At 43.1% G+C, this 18,195-nt stretch carries 13 protein-coding genes, 1 rRNA gene and 1 pseudogene; 6 read left to right on the top strand and 9 right to left on the bottom strand.

Annotation, left to right across the window (positions count from 1 at the left end):
* Both ACFPRA_RS23680 and ACFPRA_RS23685 read right to left on the bottom strand, forming a co-directional pair.
* A 16S ribosomal RNA gene (locus ACFPRA_RS23680) occupies positions 1-144 on the bottom strand; the annotation flags it as partial.
* Positions 145-501: 357 nt separating this feature from the next.
* Entirely contained in the window at positions 502-1,404 is a 903-nt protein-coding gene (locus ACFPRA_RS23685) for a DMT family transporter (protein ID WP_381440276.1), read from the bottom strand.
* Positions 1,405-1,519: 115 nt separating this feature from the next.
* Here ACFPRA_RS23685 and ACFPRA_RS23690 point away from each other — a divergent pair, with 115 nt between their 5' ends.
* On the top strand, positions 1,520-2,242 hold the full coding sequence (locus ACFPRA_RS23690) for an MgtC/SapB family protein (protein WP_381440278.1): 723 nt from the start codon (positions 1,520-1,522) through the stop codon (positions 2,240-2,242).
* Between the two features lie 12 nt (positions 2,243-2,254).
* Positions 2,255-3,256, top strand: a complete 1,002-nt coding sequence (locus ACFPRA_RS23695; protein ID WP_381440280.1) for a cation diffusion facilitator family transporter — start codon at positions 2,255-2,257, stop codon at positions 3,254-3,256.
* A gap of 335 nt (positions 3,257-3,591) precedes the next feature.
* Here the strand turns inward: ACFPRA_RS23695 and ACFPRA_RS23700 are convergent, their stop codons facing one another.
* Complete coding sequence (locus ACFPRA_RS23700; protein WP_381440282.1) at positions 3,592-4,755, bottom strand: iron-containing alcohol dehydrogenase; 1,164 nt, start codon at positions 4,753-4,755, stop codon at positions 3,592-3,594.
* A 120-nt stretch (positions 4,756-4,875) separates the two neighbouring features.
* Between ACFPRA_RS23700 and ACFPRA_RS23705 the strand changes: the two genes are divergently transcribed.
* Positions 4,876-5,112, top strand: a complete 237-nt coding sequence (locus tag ACFPRA_RS23705; protein ID WP_239390865.1) for a DUF378 domain-containing protein — start codon at positions 4,876-4,878, stop codon at positions 5,110-5,112.
* A 45-nt stretch (positions 5,113-5,157) separates the two neighbouring features.
* Here the strand turns inward: ACFPRA_RS23705 and ACFPRA_RS23710 are convergent, their stop codons facing one another.
* From ACFPRA_RS23710 to pruA, 3 genes are all read right to left on the bottom strand, one after another.
* The gene (locus ACFPRA_RS23710) at positions 5,158-6,402 is read right to left on the bottom strand and encodes a Glu/Leu/Phe/Val family dehydrogenase (RefSeq protein WP_381440285.1); all 1,245 of its coding nucleotides are present in this window, start codon (positions 6,400-6,402) and stop codon (positions 5,158-5,160) included.
* Between the two features lie 80 nt (positions 6,403-6,482).
* The gene (locus ACFPRA_RS23715; RefSeq protein ID WP_381440287.1) at positions 6,483-7,676 is read right to left on the bottom strand and encodes an ornithine--oxo-acid transaminase; all 1,194 of its coding nucleotides are present in this window, start codon (positions 7,674-7,676) and stop codon (positions 6,483-6,485) included.
* An 83-nt stretch (positions 7,677-7,759) separates the two neighbouring features.
* On the bottom strand, positions 7,760-9,304 hold the full coding sequence (gene pruA / locus ACFPRA_RS23720) for an L-glutamate gamma-semialdehyde dehydrogenase (protein ID WP_381440289.1): 1,545 nt from the start codon (positions 9,302-9,304) through the stop codon (positions 7,760-7,762).
* Positions 9,305-9,440: 136 nt separating this feature from the next.
* Between pruA and ACFPRA_RS23725 the strand changes: the two genes are divergently transcribed.
* Positions 9,441-10,763, top strand: a complete 1,323-nt coding sequence (locus ACFPRA_RS23725; protein ID WP_381440292.1) for an AAA-type ATPase lid domain-containing protein — start codon at positions 9,441-9,443, stop codon at positions 10,761-10,763.
* Positions 10,764-10,922: 159 nt separating this feature from the next.
* Here the strand turns inward: ACFPRA_RS23725 and yugI are convergent, their stop codons facing one another.
* The 3 genes from yugI to ACFPRA_RS23740 form a co-directional block, all read right to left on the bottom strand.
* On the bottom strand, positions 10,923-11,297 hold the full coding sequence (gene yugI / locus ACFPRA_RS23730) for a S1 domain-containing post-transcriptional regulator GSP13 (protein ID WP_381440294.1): 375 nt from the start codon (positions 11,295-11,297) through the stop codon (positions 10,923-10,925).
* Positions 11,298-11,461: 164 nt separating this feature from the next.
* Complete coding sequence (locus tag ACFPRA_RS23735; protein WP_381440297.1) at positions 11,462-13,585, bottom strand: RNA polymerase sigma factor; 2,124 nt, start codon at positions 13,583-13,585, stop codon at positions 11,462-11,464.
* A gap of 83 nt (positions 13,586-13,668) precedes the next feature.
* Positions 13,669-15,819, bottom strand: a complete 2,151-nt coding sequence (locus ACFPRA_RS23740) for an RNA polymerase sigma factor (protein WP_381440299.1) — start codon at positions 15,817-15,819, stop codon at positions 13,669-13,671.
* A 368-nt stretch (positions 15,820-16,187) separates the two neighbouring features.
* Between ACFPRA_RS23740 and ACFPRA_RS23745 the strand changes: the two genes are divergently transcribed.
* On the top strand, positions 16,188-17,516 hold the full coding sequence (locus ACFPRA_RS23745) for a sodium-dependent transporter (protein ID WP_381440301.1): 1,329 nt from the start codon (positions 16,188-16,190) through the stop codon (positions 17,514-17,516).
* Between the two features lie 223 nt (positions 17,517-17,739).
* Positions 17,740-18,195, top strand: a pseudogene (locus tag ACFPRA_RS23750) (HTH domain-containing protein); the annotation flags it as partial.

Genomic DNA, 18,195 nt, shown 5'->3' on the forward strand with positions numbered 1-18,195 from the left:
CCCATCTGCAGGGCAGGTTGCCCACGTGTTACTCACCCGTCCGCCGCTAATGTCAGGGAGCAAGCTCCCTGACATTCGCTCGACTTGCATGTATTAGGCACGCCGCCAGCGTTCGTCCTGAGCCAGGATCAAACTCTCCATAAAAGAAGAAAATGAATAGCTCATTTCTTGCTGACTTTGAATCCGAAGATTCGTTTGTGTTTGTGTCACCGACAGAGTCGATTCGACAAACTGTATTTGTTAACGTTTTGCTGTTCAGTTTTCAAGGTTCATATCTCGCTGTTTTTTTCGACAGCGACCTTTACATCTTATCAAAACTCGCCGTCGCTTGTCAACAACTTTTTTAAAAAACTTTTCGTTTTTTCAGTTATCGGAAATGCGACGCTTTCTATCTTAACATCTCTTCCAGAACGAGTCAACAACTTTTAGAAACTTCTTTTTCAATGTTGTTTCTCGCTCCCGGAGGACATGTACTAATATACAACATAACTATTTGAGAAATCAAGCCTTTTTTGAAAAAAACTTCTCTTTTATTTTCTTTTCATCTACTACAAACAAGACAATCCCTGCTATGACAATGATTCCACCGATAATTTGTGGTGCGATCAATGTTTCATTAAACACATAATACGCCATTACAGCAGCTCCGACCGGTTCAAATAAAATCGCAATTGAGATGACATTCGTGCTTACCCACTTGAGAGCCCAGTTAAAAAGTGTATGACCGAGCAGATTCGGAATCAATGCAAGCATGAAAAACCAAAACCAGTCAGACCCGGAATAAGGACCGAACGACTCTCCTTTAATAAGGACATAAAAAAACAACGTCACTGTGCTTATTGAATACACAACAAACGTATAAGTAATAAGAGAGATTCTTTTTCGGACGTCTTGACCGAATAAAAGATAGATCGTGATTAGTGCGCACCCTGCCAAAGCTAACATATCTCCGTAAAAGGCACTGCCACTTAATTGAAAATCTCCCCAGCTTATAATGATGCTTCCCGCTATGGCAATGGCACCCGATAATAACGTTTTAAATGAAATTTTTTCTTTAAAGAAGAAATAGGTACCCACGAATGCGAAAATTGGTTGTAGTGTAACGAGCACAGTGGAACTTGCGACTGAAGTGTAGTTCAGGGATTCAAACCATAGAATGAAATGAAACGCTAAAAATATCCCTGCGATCGTAGAAAATATCCAATCTTTTTTGCTCAGGGTAAAAATTTCTCCCCTGTATTTAAAAAGGAATATCGGTAGCATAAGCAGAACTGAAAACAACATCCGGTAAAATGCGATGACTCCAGGATCGGCCGTGGCAAGTTTCACAAAAATTGCAGACAGCGCTACGGATATGACACCAATGATAATTGGTATATAGGGATGAATTGCGGGTCTTTCCATTTCAGACACTTCACTTTCAATAAGGTTACAATTTCCTTTTTAGGTTATAGGAATAGTAAATAGTATAACATGGTTGATTAAAAAGAACATGATGACAGACAAAGGGGGAATAATGATGGTATGGATTTTAAATGAAGCGATGTATCCTGAAGTACTTATTAAAATCATGCTTGCTTTAATATTAAGTTTAGTGATTGGTGTAGAGAGGGAAATGAAGAAGAAACCGATCGGGTTAAAAACGAGTGCAGTCATTGCTACTTTTAGTTGTTTGCTGACAATTATCTCGATCGAGGCAGCTTATCTTGTACCGGCACGTGATGATATCAATGTCACAATGGATCCTTTACGTCTTGCTGCACAGATTGTCAGCGGCATTGGTTTTCTTGGAGCCGGAGCCATCTTAAGGAGGGATAATGATAATATCACTGGTCTAACGACAGCGGCCATGATTTGGGGAGCGGCTAGTATCGGGATCGCTGTCGGTGCAGGTTTCTATATTGAAGCTGCTTTTGCCGTGCTCAGTGTGATGTTCGTCATCGAAGTCATTGCACCCGCACTCGGAAAGTTCGGGCCGAAACGGCTCCGGACCAAAGATGCAGCCTTTTTGTTCATTTTGTCGGACAAATCTAAAATCGAGGCACTCATTGATCATTTAAAATCTGAAGGTATGGTCATTGAAAATTTGCGTATTCGGCAACTAGGAATGGATGGTAAGCCGTCAAAACATGAATTGGATTTCCGGCTTTCCGCACTTCCTAAAAAGAAGACATCCCAATTATATGTAGAGTTATCTACACTCCCTTACATCGAATCAGTTGAAATCGAAATATTCCCATGATGGAGGATTCAGATGAAAGATATACTTAAACTTTTAAAAGAAGGGAATAAGCCTTCCCTTCTCGCGGCTATCGTGAATACCGTAATCGCCCTTTTGAAGGCGATTGCTTTTTTCTTTACCGGCAACGTTGCCATGTTTGCAGAAATGATGCACTCATTTGGAGACGCTGCCAATCAATTTTTTGTGTTTATCGGCTCCGCTTTATCCAAAAAAGCACCAACACCGAAATTTCCGAATGGCTTTGGCCGGGTTGTCAATTTAGTTTGTCTTGGTGCAGTTATCGTCGTCGGCATCATGTCGTACGAAGCTGTCAAAGGTGGACTGCATCATATTTTGAATCCCGTTGAATCAAGCGGTTTTCTGATTAATTTATCCGTTCTCGGGATTAGTATCATTCTTGAATTTTCCGTTCTTTACAAAGCAGGGAAAGAAGTTTTACATGAAGCTGGGATTCAAAAAGGAGGTTTAGCGCCGATCACTAGTAGCTTTGTTCATCTGAATCGGGCTAAGCCACCGACTAAATTGGTTTTTATGGAAGATTTCGTTGCGACAATAGGAGGTCTCCTTGCGTTTATCGCTGTCTTATTAGCGCATTTTTTCGATTTGCTAATTGCGGAAGGTATTGCATCGGTTTTAATCGGGCTAATGATGTTTTATGTTGTTGGAAAAGTATTTCTTGAAAATGCCCGTGGTGCTATCGGCGAGACCGATGAAGAAATGTTGCATCATATTGCTCTTCTGGTTGCTGAAGACCCCGACGTGAAAGATCTCCAAAAAGTGGAGGTTATTAAAGAAGGAGAATTTCTGCACGTTGAAATTGTTGCAGAAGTGGACGCATCACTAACAGTAGCTTATGTGGATGATATCCGTGATCGCCTCATGGACTTGGTGCTCAATCAAAAAAGTGTGCAAGATGTCGTGATTTCATTTGATGAAGATGATGGCATCAAAACATGGCGAAAAGCCAACCCTCCTCGGACTGATCAGCAAGTCACAGCAAAGCTGCCTGAATAAATGTTGTGTCATTCGACAAAAAACGTCACGTCGGGATTATCCCTGCGTGACGATTCGTCATTTTTATCTTCATTCAGCAAATGTTTTTTGTACTGAAAGCGAAGCGTCAGCTACAGAAGTCTACCACCTCCATAGGTGGTGAGATGAATCCGTTTTGGTTTACTGATCAGCGGGTACGTCTAGTCTTCGGGTCGCAGCAATACGCCACCCTACGCTTTTGCTGAGTTCAAACACCCGCTGAACGAATAATGGAGGGCAGTCTAAGTGCTCAACCTTCTAAAAGGAAGGAAAGTGCAATTCAAAATCTGGACGCAAGCACGCCCAGGCGTGATTGATTACAAGGAGGCTTTAAGGATGGACAAGACATCTGCTTTGTCGAGTTTAGCAAATTGACCGAGCGCTCCATTGGCGGTTGCTTTTTCTGCCATTAATTCTAGCTTCGAACCATCAATCTTATAATCCGCTAACGTTTTCGGTGCACCAAGCGCTGTCCAGAAAGCTCTTAAAGCGTTAATTCCTTCATATGCAATCGTTTCCGGCGTTTTTCCTTCTGGATGCACGCCAAAGACTTTGACCGCAAGTTTTGCGAACCGTTCAGGATTCACTTTGACATTATGTCGCATCCAATGTGGGAATAAAATAGCTAGACCGCCTGCATGGGGTATATCATAGACCGCGGACAAGGCATGCTCAATATCATGTGTCGCCCAATCGCCCTGATAGCCCATTTGAAGGAAATTATTCAATGCGATTGTCCCCGCAAACAGGATCGTTTCCCTCAACTCATAGTTTTCCAAGTCTTCCACAAGTTTAGGTCCGCTTTCCATAATTGCACGCAATACACCTTCACACATTTCATCTTGGACCGGAGTGTTTTGCGCATTATTGAAATACTGTTCAAAAATGTGGGACATCATATCGACAATCCCATAAATGGTTTGGTCTTTCGGAACAGAAAGTGTATACGTCGGATCTAAGATAGAGAACTTCGGGAAGTTAAAAGAACATCCCCAACCGTATTTTTCTTGTGTTTCTTCATTAGTAATGACGGACCCTGCATTCATTTCTGAACCGGTGGCAGCTAATGTCAGTACGGTGCCCAATGGTAGCGCATCTTTTGGGATTGCTTTTCTTATGACCAGATCCCAAGCATCACCATCATATTTTGCCGCCGTTGCAATCAATTTCGCACAGTCGATAACCGATCCCCCACCGACAGCAAGAACAAATTCGATGTCCTGCTCTTGACAGATTGCAACCCCTTTACGTGCAGTGGAAACTCGCGGATTCGGTTCAACGCCGGAAAGTTCATGTACTTCCATATTATTTGAATGCAATAGCTCCATCACCTCGTCGTAAAGGCCATTGCGTTTAATACTTCCGCCTCCGTAGACGACTAGCACTTTTTTTCCGTATTTCATTATTTCTTGCGGTAACTTTTGTAATTGTCCTTTACCGAAAATCAATTTAACCGGATTCTGAAAGACAAAATCATTCAAGACAAATCCGCTCCTTTCCATTTAGTTAATTATCCAAAAAAAGAGTTGAGATTGCAAAAATAAGATAGCCCGTATGAAACGACTCTGCTTGGGGATAGTAAGACAAGGAGGTGTACACAATTGGGAAATCTGCATAAATTAGCCCTCGCATTAACGATTATCGGCGCGCTCAATTGGGGAGTCGCAGGAATCTTCCGTTTCGATGTTGTGGCACAATTGGCTGGTGGTGCAGCGGAACCACTTGCCCGATTCATTTATCTCATCATTGGGATTTCAGGACTGTTTAATCTGGGACTGTTATTCGATCATTGGCGGGATCGGGACGATGTAAAAGTGACGACAGCGGAAGAAGCATAAAAGGCATTTCCCGAGTCAAATCGGGAAATGCCTTCTGTTTTCAACTTATGCCCATCCACGGAAACGGGACGCTTCTGCAGTTTTACGTACCCCGATCATATACGCCGCAAGACGCATATCGATATTTCGTGTAGATGCTGTTGTATATACATTTTCAAATGCTTCAACCATTTTAGCCGTCATTTTTTCACGAACTTCTTCTTCGGACCAGTAATAGCCCATATTGTTTTGAACCCACTCGAAGTAAGAAACCGTTACACCGCCCGCGCTTGCAAGGACGTCTGGTACGAGCAAGATACCGCGCTCTGTAAGGATTCGAGTTCCTTCAGAAGTTGTCGGTCCGTTTGCCGCTTCCACAACGATTTTCGCTTTAATATTATGCGCGTTTTTCTCAGTGATTTGGTTTGCAATCGCTGCTGGTACAAGAATATCACAATCGAGTTCTAGCAATTCCTGGTTTGTAATCGTGTTATCGAATAATGTCGTCACAGTTCCAAAACTATCACGACGGTCCAATAGGTAATCGATATCCAAACCGTTCGGATCATGAAGGGCTCCGTAAGCATCGGAAATACCGATTACTTTCGCGCCTGCATCATGCAAGAATTTCGATAGGAAGCTTCCTGCGTTTCCAAATCCTTGAATGACGATACGTGCGCCTTTCATATCGATTCCGCGACGTTTTGCAGCTTCTTCGATAATGATTGTTACACCTTCCGCTGTCGCACGGTCACGTCCTTGAGATCCACCAAGTACGATAGGCTTCCCTGTAATGAAACCTGGAGAGTTGAATTCATCAATGCGGCTATATTCATCCATCATCCATGCCATGATTTGCGCATTCGTGAAAACGTCTGGAGCTGGGATATCTTTTGCAGGTCCCATTACTTGGCTAAGCGCTCGGACATAGCCACGGCTTAGGCGTTCAAGCTCACCCATAGACATTTCACGTGGATCACAGATGATCGCACCTTTACCACCACCATATGGCAGATCAACAATTCCCGCTTTCAGTGTCATCCACATTGAAAGGGCCTTTACTTCTTCTGCTGTTACCTCTGGATGGAAACGGACTCCACCTTTTGTAGGTCCGACCGCATCACTATGCTGTCCACGGTAACCCGTAAATACTTTCACTTTTCCATCATCCATGCGGACAGGAATCCGTACTTCGACCATACGGAGAGGTTCTTTTAAAAGTTCGTACATTCCTTCATCATAGCCTAATTTGTCAAGTGCTTCTTTAATGACATCTTGTGTAGACGTAAATAGATTCAGGTTTTCAGTCATTTAATGGTTCGCCTCTTTGATTCATAATATTTACTTCGGACATATTGTAACATAATCGTCACTGTTTTGGGGAATATATATTAATTCACGAAAACTTTTTCGATTTTTTGGATTGCCCAGTCCAAATCTTCTTGCGTAATGATGAGAGGTGGAGCAAAGCGGATGACTGTCTCATGTGTTTCTTTACAGAGCAATCCTAGCTCTTTCAATTTTTCACAATAGGGACGTGCTGCTTCCGTCAGCTCGACTCCGATGAACAAGCCTCGCCCTCTCACTTCTTTAATCGACGGATGTTCGATTTTCTTTAATGCTTCTGTGAAATAATTTCCGAGTTCAAGTGATTTTTTCGCAAGTTCTTCTTCTTCAAGTACTTCGAGCGATGCAATTGATACTGCACAAGCCATTGGATTTCCGCCAAATGTCGAACCATGTGAACCTGGATTGAAAACGCCTAAAATTTCTTCATTTGCCACCACGCATGAAATCGGAAATACACCGCCCCCTAGTGCTTTTCCAAGAATGTACATATCAGGTTCGAACCCTTCCCATTCACAAGCGAACATTTTCCCTGTCCGGCAAAGCCCCGCTTGGATTTCGTCCGCGATGAATAGCACATTATGTTGCTTACAAAGATCATATGCCGCTTTCATGAAACCTGCCGGCGGAATAATGATCCCCGCCTCCCCTTGAATCGGTTCAATAAGGAATGCTGCTGTATTTGGAGTGATCGCCGCTTCCAGTGATTGGATATCACCGTACGGGATTAGGTTGATGCCCGGAAGCATTGGTCCAAATCCGCGTTTATATTCCGCTTCAGATGATAAAGAGACAGCAGTCATCGTACGGCCATGGAAGTTTCCTTCACAAGCAATGATTTCCGCTTGCCCTTCTGCTACGCCTTTCACATCATAAGCCCATCGACGTGCCGCTTTGACAGCTGTTTCTACAGCTTCTGCACCTGTGTTCATCGGGAGTGCCATTTCTTTTGCGGTAAGCTGACAAATCTTCTCATACCAAGGGCCGAGTTGGTCATTATGGAATGCACGGGAGGTCAACGTCACTTTATCTGCCTGATCTTTTAACGCTTGGATGATTTTCGGATGGCGATGTCCTTGGTTGACCGCGGAATATGCAGAGAGCATATCCATATATTGATTTCCCTCAGGATCTTTCACCCAAACCCCTTCCGCCTCCGAAATGACAATTGGTAGAGGGTGATAGTTATTTGCCCCAAATTTTTCTGTTTGAACAATCACGTTTTCTGATACCGACATCTATTCCATCCCCTTTGTTTATGTAGTGGATAGACCCATCTTATAGATGGGTCTCATCCTGTGGACAAACGCTAGTTGCTTTTTTATAGCATTTCTGATGTTGTTTTGCCTTGCATATGCAGTTGTAGGTAGTCTGGTCCGCCCGCTTTGGAGTCCGTCCCCGACATGTTGAATCCGCCGAACGGTTGGTACCCGACGATTGCCCCTGTGCAACCGCGGTTGAAGTATAGGTTGCCGACGTGGAAATCTTCGCGCGCCTGTTCGATATGGAAACGGTTGTTTGAAATTACTGCACCTGTAAGGCCATAATCTGTGTTGTTCGCAATTTCTATCGCTTCATTGAAATCTTTTGCTTTCGTCAAGCCGACAACTGGTCCGAAAATTTCTTCTTGCATGACACGTGCTTTTGGATCTAGATCTGCGATGACTGTCGGTGCCACGAAGTATCCTTTTGAACTATCGCCTGTTCCTCCCGCGATGAGGCGGCCTTCATCTTTCCCGATTTCGATGTAGCTCATGATTTTATCAAATGATGCTTGGTCAATTACCGGACCTGTAAAGTTCGATGAATCTGACGGATCGCCGTATGTCAATTCTTTTGTCAATTGTTCGACGCGCGCCACGACTTGATCGTATACGTCTTCATGGATGACTGCACGGGAACAAGCTGAACATTTTTGTCCACTGAAACCAAATGCGGATTTGACGATGGACTGTGCTGCAAGCTCAAGGTCCGCTTCACTATCCACAACGATCGTATCTTTTCCGCCCATTTCAGCAATGACGCGTTTCAACCAGATTTGCCCTTCATTGACGACTGCCGCGCGCTCATAAATACGTGTTCCGACTTCACGTGAGCCAGTGAAGGAAATGAAACGGGTTCTTGGATGATCGACTAGATAATCACCGATTTCGGATCCCGAACCAGGGATGTAGTTCACAACCCCTGCAGGCATGCCTGCTTCTTCAAGCACTTCGATGAATTTATAGGCAATCACTGGTGTTGTGGAAGCCGGCTTCAATAACACTGTGTTTCCTGTTACGAGTGCTGCTACGGTCGTTCCTGCCATAATAGCAAATGCAAAGTTCCAAGGCGAAATCACGACTCCTACCCCTAGTGGAATATAGTCGAAACGATTGAATTCACCTGGACGGCTTTCCACAGGGATTCCATCTTTTAAAGACAGCATTTGGCGGCCATAGTATTCTAGGAAATCGATCGCTTCAGCTGTATCCGCATCCGCTTCGTTCCACGGTTTACCCGCTTCTTTTGTTAGAAGCGCCGAGAATTCATGTTTGCGGCGACGGATAATGGCCGCTGCTTTGAAAAGGACATCTGCCCGGAATTCGGGTTTTACTTTTCTCCACGTTTCAAAAGTTTCATCAGCAACTTCCATCGCTTTCGTCGCAAGGTCTCTGCTTGCTTTTGAAACAGCTCCGATTACTTCTTCCTTATTCGCCGGATTTGTGGAAACCAATTTTCCTTCCGTCATAATGCGTTCTCCACCGATAATGAGTGGATAGTCTTGCCCAAGATACCCTTCCACTGTTTTCAAAGCTTCCAAGAAAGCCTGTTTGTTCTCTTCTTGTGTAAAATCTGTGAATGGTTCATGTTTATACGGAATCATGTTATTCCTCCTTTTTTCTTGCGCAAAAAATATTTGCATTACTACCTCATCTACACTTATAATAATGCAAGATATTATTGCACTTTTCAAGTGTTATTTTAAAATTTTCGCAAAAATGTTACAGAAGGTGATAATGATGTTGAAAAATGAAGAGTCTTTCCTCCCTTTTTTCAAGTTTGCTGTCAATCATGTGGGAGTCGGTATTCATGCCATCAATCAGGACGGACAAACTGTTATTTACAATGACAAGATGAAAGAAATCGAAGGTCTCGCTCTAGAAGATGTCGGGGATCGTTCCATTTTAGAACTGTTCAATTTCGAACAAGAAGAGAGCACGCTGTTAAAAGTGCTACATAGTGGCAAAGAGCAATTGAATGTGAAACAGACTTATTGGAACCGAAACGGAACGGAAATTACGACTATCAATGACACATACCCTATTTGGGATGGGGATACACTGATCGGAGCAATTGAGTTGGCAAGCGATGTAACCGCGCTTGAAAAATTTGTTTTTCAACCCTTTCGGAAAAATAGTGATCCTGTCACGTTCAGTCAAATTATTGCAGAATCCGAATCGATGAAAGCGGTCATCTCCACCGCAAAAAAAGCGGCACGTGCAAAATTACCGGTCCTTTTAATCGGCGAAACGGGTACTGGAAAAGACCTGATTGCAGAAAGTATCCATCATGAGTTAACGCCTTCCAACGACCGGTTTTATACGCTATATTGCCATAGTTCCAACCCAGATCTGATTGAAAAATTGCGGGAGAATCTGAATGGTGAAGAACCACTCTCCTTGTTTTGTGAACGGATCGACTTGTTGTCCATCCCTCTCCAGCAGAAATTGCTGGCTATCTTGGATGCAGCGTCGCATGAAAATCGCTTATTCTTGGCCAGTATCGGAGATGATCCCGTCGAATTGATCGCTTCAGGTTCATTATTAAAAGAGCTCTATTACTTTTTCTCATCATTCGCAATCCGCATTCCGCCTTTGCGCAAACGGACGGAGGACATTATGCCGTACATCTCCGCCTATTTGACGAGACGTGCGGAGCGATTCGGCTCTGCTCTGGAAGGGGTTTCAAGTGAAGTGGAACAGCTATTCCACGAATATGATTGGCCTGGCAATATACGCGAGCTCGGGTTATTGCTGGATGAGGTGACGTCACTCGCTACAACAGAAACGGTCATCACTTATGATATGCTCCCGCTCCACTTCAAAATGAAAAGTGAGAAAACGACGGAAGAACCGAAGCAAGCTTCGGATTTCATCGTCCAACCCGGGAAGGACTTGTTGCCGCTCGACCAATTTTTGCGAGAAGCGGAAGCCTATTATATTCAAAAAGCGATGAAGCATAATGAGGAAAATGTGACGAAGACAGCGAAAGCACTTGGAATGAGTAGACAAAACCTGCAATATCGATTGCGGAAAATGAAAAACGAGGAGAAGGCACCTTAATGCCTTCTCCTCGTTTTTTGTAATGCTAGTCGCGTCTTTACTGTCCAGACTCCAGCGGCCAGACGCTCGGGTCATAAGCAATCCAGCTCTGTGGCAAAGAGCGCCACGTCGCTAGATCGACTTATGCCTGTCGCGTCTAAACGGCGCTTCCGCATTTCTTTACTGTCCAGACCTTTCGATCCAGTCTTTGAGTTTGTCTTTCAGGGAATTAAAGCCTTCTGCGTCTCTTTCTTTGACACGCGCTTGTAATGATTTACGCGGTTGGTCATTTCTTTTTGTCGGCGGCGGTGTCTCTTGGAGCGCACGGATGGATAAACTGATTTTCCCTGCACCTTCATCGACTTCCAACACTTTGACATTCACTTCTTGCCCAACCTTTAGAAAGTCATGAATATCTTTTACAAATCCATACGTAATTTCCGAAATGTGGACGAGCCCTTGCGTTTCTTCATCCAGTGCGACAAATGCACCATATGGCTGGATACCTGTAACTTTTCCGGAAAGCTCTTCACCCGCTTCATATTTTTTTGCCATTTGAAACAGCTCCCAATCTATTTTGTATCGAATCTGCCGTTAAGGCCATCCAAAATTATACCATGTTTGAGAGTGCCGGGCAAAAAGTTGACTGGAATTATTCGAAAATTATCAAGATTCTTCAGGCCTCTAGATCTATGCGCTTTCGCAATAAAGACCAGCGATTATTCTTCAATTTCTTCCCAATCTCTATAAATCGAGGTGATTTTCCATCCAGCATTTTTATCTTCTTCTAAATCGACGTAAAAATGACCTATTTCTTCTCGTAGCCATGCAATTGAACCGTCTGAAGAATCCCATAGAAGTCCATCCACTTCATCTAGTTGAAAATTCTCTTGTTCCCAATCCGCAAGATACACTTCCAACGGTTGCGGATTGTCCGTCGGTGTATACAAATGCCACATTGTTACGGGATCCTCTCGGTCATTTGCCAGATGATACATACCGAAAATAACGAATGGATGCACGTCTTTTAATACAGCGAGATCATAGTTCGCTGTAAAGAGCCTGTATGTATCCTCCACTAACTGGTCAAAAGATGGATCGGGGAAAGTGATAATATCAAAACCTTGATCAGGTTGCAAAATCCCTTTCATCTCAAATGTATGAAGCTTGCCCACCATGGCGAGTCCCATTACATAATTCAAATGATAGGCAGTGAAACGGCTTTGGGTGTCGGATTGTGTCCATCCACTCGCTTCCATTTCACGAATAATATTTCTCATTACATGTGCTGACGGCGACTCTTCTCCCCCAGATGCGATCTTTTTCCAAGCTGTCCGTACCTCTTCTGTTATTTTTCCATCGGGACCAATGATCCGGTTCGTTTCTGAGTCGGTAATCATTCCATAAAATAAAGATGAATAGTAATCTCTTAGCGACATATACGGCAGTTCGATTTCATCATTCGCCAATAACGTATGTTCAATTTCAAATAGATCGTGCATCTTTTCTTTATATGATCTGTTCGATTTAGGCATCGGAATCAAATTGGAGGATTGTAGAAATGTAATATACCCCATCAAGTCCGGGTGAAGAGATGCTTTGATTTGCTTACTCAACTCATTACTCGCAAACGTAGGAACTACATTAGTCCATTGTGGAATAGAAGTTAAGTAAAGATTTTGTGCTTCCATATTTTTGAGCGCATGTTGTAGTTCTTCCGGATACGATTCTTTGTTGGCAAGATATTGTTCGATTTGCACTGTTCCATCAACAGTCGCATCCTCGATAAAATGTTCATACTCAAAAAACAAATCGAGGTAAGATTGCTGAATGTCAAAAATTCTCTTCATATAAGCAACGATAAATTTCTCGCTTTGTTCTTTGTCATCTGTCAACGGCTTTTCGAAAAGCTGCTCAACCATCTCAGATGGCAAGGCCAGCTGCGCTATGATTCCATTATATTGCTTTTTAACATTCCTTTTCTGAATTCTACCGGTTTCCGACAGTCTCGCTTCTTCATTTTCCATCATCGTTTCAAAATCGCGTCGGGCTTGTTTGCCGTATTCCGTAATATGAAAGTTTTGGTGGTCTTCTTCAGTGCTTTCTTTCAAGCCCAGTTGCTCATAGCGGCTTGCGATTTCTTCTTCAAAAGATTCTTTTAGCTGTTCGATATATTTTTCTCCTGAAGCTTTTTGGTACTCATCTCCTGTAACAACTGGGATGATAATGATTGCGGCCAAAGCGATTAGTCCGATGCCCCAGGATAGGAGGATCTTTTTCAAACTCCTTTTTTTCTTTCGGACCGGCTTCTGCCCCTCTTGCTTCGGTGGTGTAAAGAATTGATCTTTTCGGAATGATAGACGTATTCGCTCATATGATTTCTCAAGATACGCCAGTCGTTTATCTATAAGTGGAATACCAATACCGGACGCAAGTTGATCCATCGCTTGTGTGATTTGTTCCTTTACGGCCTCCTCTGGAATCCCAACAATCGTTGCAATTTCCCCATCCTTCATATGATGGAACCGGGACAGTATGAAGCTCAGTTTTGCTTCTCTGTCCAACTGAAGAATGACCGCATGCATTTCCCGGTCCTCTTCGAACGGCAAGATGGCTTCTTCTGAATCCGTCCGCTGTAGGGATGGTAGATTTTCTAGCGCAACTCGATAGAAACGCTCCTTCAGTCCGTCCTCATCAGTCACGTTTTCCGATTCCGCAACCATATGACGAAATGTTTCCTCTGTTACTTTTGCTGCTTGTTGTTGTGTACAGCCAGTTTGAATCGCCAATAATTCGATCTTTGCACAATAGTGATCCATCCAGCATTCGTTCATATCCCCCACGCCACCTCCCCCTTCCCTTTTAAAGCTGAGATTTTTCATTTACACTTAGGGCATGTTGCGCCCCCCTCTAATGTGAGTTCTCTTTATTCAAAAATAGGAGCGTCATAATAAAAATGTTGAACAAGCCAAATATGATCTTGATTCTTGATCATCATCGCTCCCGCAGAAGTGGAGCGGTCTGTTTCTAACCAAATAGAGCCTGAGTCATCTTCGGACTTGCTGAACTGCACATGATCGAATTGAGAAAGGTCGATGTGCACCTGTTTCCACCCGTTTATGTATTCCTCAAACGTTAGTGACCCATAAAGAGTCCCGAAAAGTTGCTCCATCGTCTCGATGTCTTCATGATTATTCGCCATGATGAACATCAAAAAAATGACTATTGGATGAACATCACTCAAGATTTCCCGATCGTGTTCGGCTGAGAACCGTTCATAAGTATCTTCTACCAGTTGTTCAAATTGCTCATCGGGTAATGAAACAATATCGGTATCTTGTCCGATTGAAATGATTCCAGTTAGTTCAAATTTTTTTAGTTGCCCTTCTCTTGCCAGTAGTATCGCATGACTGATATGGTACATCGTTACTCGTCTTCGGCTTTCTGATTCCGTCCAGCCATTCGCTTCCATTTCACGGATGATTTTTTGTAAAATGATTGCGGAAGGTGATGATCCCCCGTTAGAAGCAATTTTCCGCCAAGCCGCGCGCACTTCCTCTTTCACGGTCCCGTCTTGTCCGTAAATAAGGTTGGGTTCGTAGCCCCCTATAAGCGTATAGAGCAATTCTTTATAGGAATACTCCAACATATAATGGAAGTTTTCATCCTCCCAACTGGCAAGTAATGATTTTTCCATATCTAGTAAATATTCAACAGATTCATCGTAAGAATAGGCCAGATTTGGGTAATTGACAAACGGAGTCGACTCTAACAGCGTCACATAACCACCTAGGTCCTCATGAAGTGAGGCACGCATCTGCTCACTGATTTCATTCTTTTGAAATATAGGTACAATGGTATTCCATTGCGGTATGACAGTTGGGTAGATATTTTGTGCCCTCATCCCTTTCACGGCTTTCTGAAGTTTTTCCGGATAGGTCGACTGTTCGAGATCCATCTTGCCGTTTACCATCGCTTGTTCAGTTTCTGTAGGGTATTCGGACAGTAACAATTGGTAGGCATGTTGAAAGTCGTAATAACGCTCCATGTACTCTTTTATGAATCGTTCACTTTGTTCTCGATCATTTGCTAACGGGTTTTTGACAAGCTTTTCAAGCATTTCAGATGGAAACGCTAAGGTCTCGCTGATTGCCGCGTACTGTTCTTTAGCGTTCTTCCGATTGATCGTCCCCGTATCTTGCAGTTCCTTTTCAAGTCTGCGCGTTAAATTTTGGAATTCCATTTGCGCTTCCCTACCGTAAAATTCCAAATAGGTATTTTGTGTATCTTCTTCCGTTGACAGAGGTAAGCCCAGCTTCGCATAACGGGTTGACATTTCATCCTCTAAGGATTCCTTGAAACGCTCCAAATATTTTTCCGCCGCCTTTTTTTGATAATCCTCACTTGTGAGGATAGAGGACACAATAAGAGCAAACAAAATGAGAAGACCCACTAGCCAAGGGATCATCCTTTTTTTAGAGGTTTTCTTTTTTATAATTTCTTCTATTTCTGGCTCTTCAGCTTCAAAAATCCGTGCTTTTCTAAATATGGGGCGCATTCTTCCATAAGACATATTGAGGAACTCAAGCTGCTTGGTCAGTCGTAGGCGATCACTTTCCTCGGTGAGCTGGAGAAACGCTTGGTCAATCGCCTCTTTGACGGTTTCTAGGGAAATTTCTAAAAGAAACGCGATATCCTTATCATCCATCTCATGAAATATCGCTAAGATAAAAGATAACTTCAGATCCCTTGGCAGGCGAATAATTTTTTCATGTAATTGACGATCTTCTTCAAACGATAAAAAGGAGGTATCCAAAGACTCTTCCCGTGCCATCCTGTCCAGCTTTTCCACTGCCTTTTGAAAGAGCGTGAGCGGATTCAGTTCTTCATCCCTTTGATTGTGCAAATCCAAATAACAAGAACGGAATACTTCTTCCGTTACATCTCGCGCCTGTTCTCGCGTGCAGCCGTATTGGGTGGCCAATCGTTCAATGCGGCTAGCATTTCTATCTATCCATCCCTCAAATGCTGAAACATTCTCCCGGATCGTTTGTTGTACCAATTCGTTTTTCCCCATGAAACTTCAACCCCTTTAACGCAACAACTTCCTTAGTACCACTATACCAGAACAGATATAGGGAAAACGGTTAGATATTTTGTCGAAATTTGTTACATATAATGATGGCTTTCGATTTTATTTCGTGTAAAATAAATGAGGTCTTAACTTGCCTTGCTTCAGCAAAAGTGCACTGCTAAAGCAAGTTGTGCCTCCGGCGGATGTCATAAATTTTGCAAGGAGTTAATTGCGCTTATCAAAGTGCCTTAATTTCTGCAAAAAACGCAGAAATTAAGGCAAATCGAACCCTTCGCTGTTCGATTCGCAATTCAAAATTTGGAAGCAATTACGCCAAGGCGTAATTGATTAAAGTGAAAGTGTGGTTGGTTATGAAACAACGTGATCAATGGTCTTCAAAAATCGGGTTCGTTCTCGCTGCTGCGGGCAGTGCGATCGGCCTTGGTGCAATTTGGAAATTCCCTTATATGACGGGGACGAATGGCGGAAGTGTTTTCCTTCTCCTCTTCATTATTTGTACGATAGCAATTGGATTACCTATTCTGCTCGCGGAATTTGTTATCGGTCGCATGGGGCAAGCCGATGCCGTCACTTCCCTTAAACGGTTAGCACAAGGGCGCAACTGGCAGTTTATCGGCTGGATGGGCTTGACCGCTTCATTCATCATTCTGTCCTTTTACAGTGTCGTCGGCGGATGGATCTTATCTTATTTGGCACGTTCCCTTATTTTTAAACTGGACACTGTCAATCACGGTGAACTTTTCAATTCCATCATTGCTAGTCCCGTGGAAGTCTTACTAGGTCAAGCCGTGTTCATGCTATTGACGGTGTGGATCGTTCAAAGCGGGGTGCAAAGCGGGATTGAACGAGCGAGTCGTTGGATGATGCCACTTCTGTTCATCTTCTTTATTATCCTGGCAATCCGTTCCTTGACATTGGAAGGTGCGATGGATGGTGTTCGCTTCCTATTTGTACCCGATTGGTCTTATTTAACAGGTTCGACGGTATTAGTCGCACTCGGTCAAGCCTTCTTCTCCTTGAGCGTCGGAGTGACTGCAATGATGACGTATGCTTCTTATTTGCCGAAGGAGGAACGGTTAGGACAATCCGCTGTCAATGTCTCGATTTTGAATATTGTCATTTCCGTTTTAGCAGGGCTTGTCATTTTCCCAGCCGTATTTGCGCTTGGGCAATCCCCTGAGGAAGGACCTGGGCTAATTTTCGTCATTTTGCCAGCCATTTTTAATCAGATTCCATTCGGCAATGTGTTTATGATTATTTTCTTTGTCTTAATGCTGTTCGCAACACTTACTTCATCGATTGCGATGCTTGAAATTGTCGTGTCAACTGGTATCCGTGAAAAGCGCAACCGTCGAAAACTGGCTGCATGGGTGTTCGGACTTTTGATTTTCATCGTCGGTATCCCAAGTGCCTTATCGTTTGGCATTCTTTCCGACGTCAACCTCTTTGGAGGAACGATCTTCGACTTTGCGGATACGATTACAAGCCGGATCATGATGCCGCTTGGCGCACTGCTCACCTCCATTTTTGTAGGTTTTGTACTGACTAAAAAACAGACGGACGAAGAATTGCGGATGCATCCGGTTATGAATGCATTATGGCGATTTCTTGTAAGATTTGTCGTACCTATTGCCATCATCTTCATTTTCGCTACATGGATTTTTGAACTGCGAGGGTGATGGAGGAAGAGTTGTTTTGAGCGCGAGGAGCAACACTCTGGGCCTGCAGACATCATTTTGAACGCGAAAAACCGTCTTCAAGCAATAAACCGTAGACATGATGAATAAAAGACCCATGGATTTCCTAATATGTACCCTGTAGAGTAGACACTTAAAAAAAGACTACTCTACAGGGTCTTTTTTTGTACAATTAAAAGATAAACTGGGTCGGGGGTAAAATTTCATGAGTAAAAAATTATTTACAGAAAAAGAGATTGAGAAACTTAGTAAAAATCCTTATGTGAAAACTGTTAGTAGGAAAGCTATTACTTATACTGATGAATTTAAACAAATTTTTATAGGCCAATTTGATAAAGGTAAATTTCCTAGGGAGATATTTGAGGACTGTGGTTTTGATATAGATATTATTGGAATCGAGCGTGTTCATTCTTCAGCGAAAAGATGGAAGGCAGCCTATCGTAAAGACGGAGTCTTAGGACTGCGTGATACCAGGAGCGGAAACTCAGGGAGGCCTCGTGATAGAAAGCTCTCAGTTGAAGAAAAGTACGCTCAGCTAGAAGCGGAAAATAACTTATTGAAAGCAGAGAATGAATTATTAAAAAAGATACGGTTCGCCGAGAGGGGGCTAAAGAAGAACAATTGACATTACCACCTAACCAAAAATTTAACCTTATCCGGT

The organism is Sporosarcina soli (assembly GCF_042655805.1).
Taxonomy (GTDB): Bacteria; Bacillota; Bacilli; order Bacillales_A; family Planococcaceae; genus Sporosarcina; species Sporosarcina soli.

Bases quoted from the DNA above. Each gene is read 5' to 3' on its own strand.
- ACFPRA_RS23725 (WP_381440292.1), top strand. From the start codon at position 9,441: ATGTTGAAAAATGAAGAGTCTTTCCTCCCTTTTTTCAAGTTTGCTGTC.
- ACFPRA_RS23715 (WP_381440287.1), bottom strand. From the start codon at position 7,676: ATGTCGGTATCAGAAAACGTGATTGTTCAAACAGAAAAATTTGGGGCA.
- yugI (WP_381440294.1), bottom strand. From the start codon at position 11,297: ATGGCAAAAAAATATGAAGCGGGTGAAGAGCTTTCCGGAAAAGTTACA.
- ACFPRA_RS23690 (WP_381440278.1), top strand. From the start codon at position 1,520: ATGGTATGGATTTTAAATGAAGCGATGTATCCTGAAGTACTTATTAAA.
- pruA (WP_381440289.1), bottom strand. From the start codon at position 9,304: ATGATTCCGTATAAACATGAACCATTCACAGATTTTACACAAGAAGAG.
- ACFPRA_RS23685 (WP_381440276.1), bottom strand. From the start codon at position 1,404: ATGGAAAGACCCGCAATTCATCCCTATATACCAATTATCATTGGTGTC.
- ACFPRA_RS23745 (WP_381440301.1), top strand. From the start codon at position 16,188: ATGAAACAACGTGATCAATGGTCTTCAAAAATCGGGTTCGTTCTCGCT.
- ACFPRA_RS23740 (WP_381440299.1), bottom strand. From the start codon at position 15,819: ATGGGGAAAAACGAATTGGTACAACAAACGATCCGGGAGAATGTTTCA.
- ACFPRA_RS23695 (WP_381440280.1), top strand. From the start codon at position 2,255: ATGAAAGATATACTTAAACTTTTAAAAGAAGGGAATAAGCCTTCCCTT.
- ACFPRA_RS23710 (WP_381440285.1), bottom strand. From the start codon at position 6,402: ATGACTGAAAACCTGAATCTATTTACGTCTACACAAGATGTCATTAAA.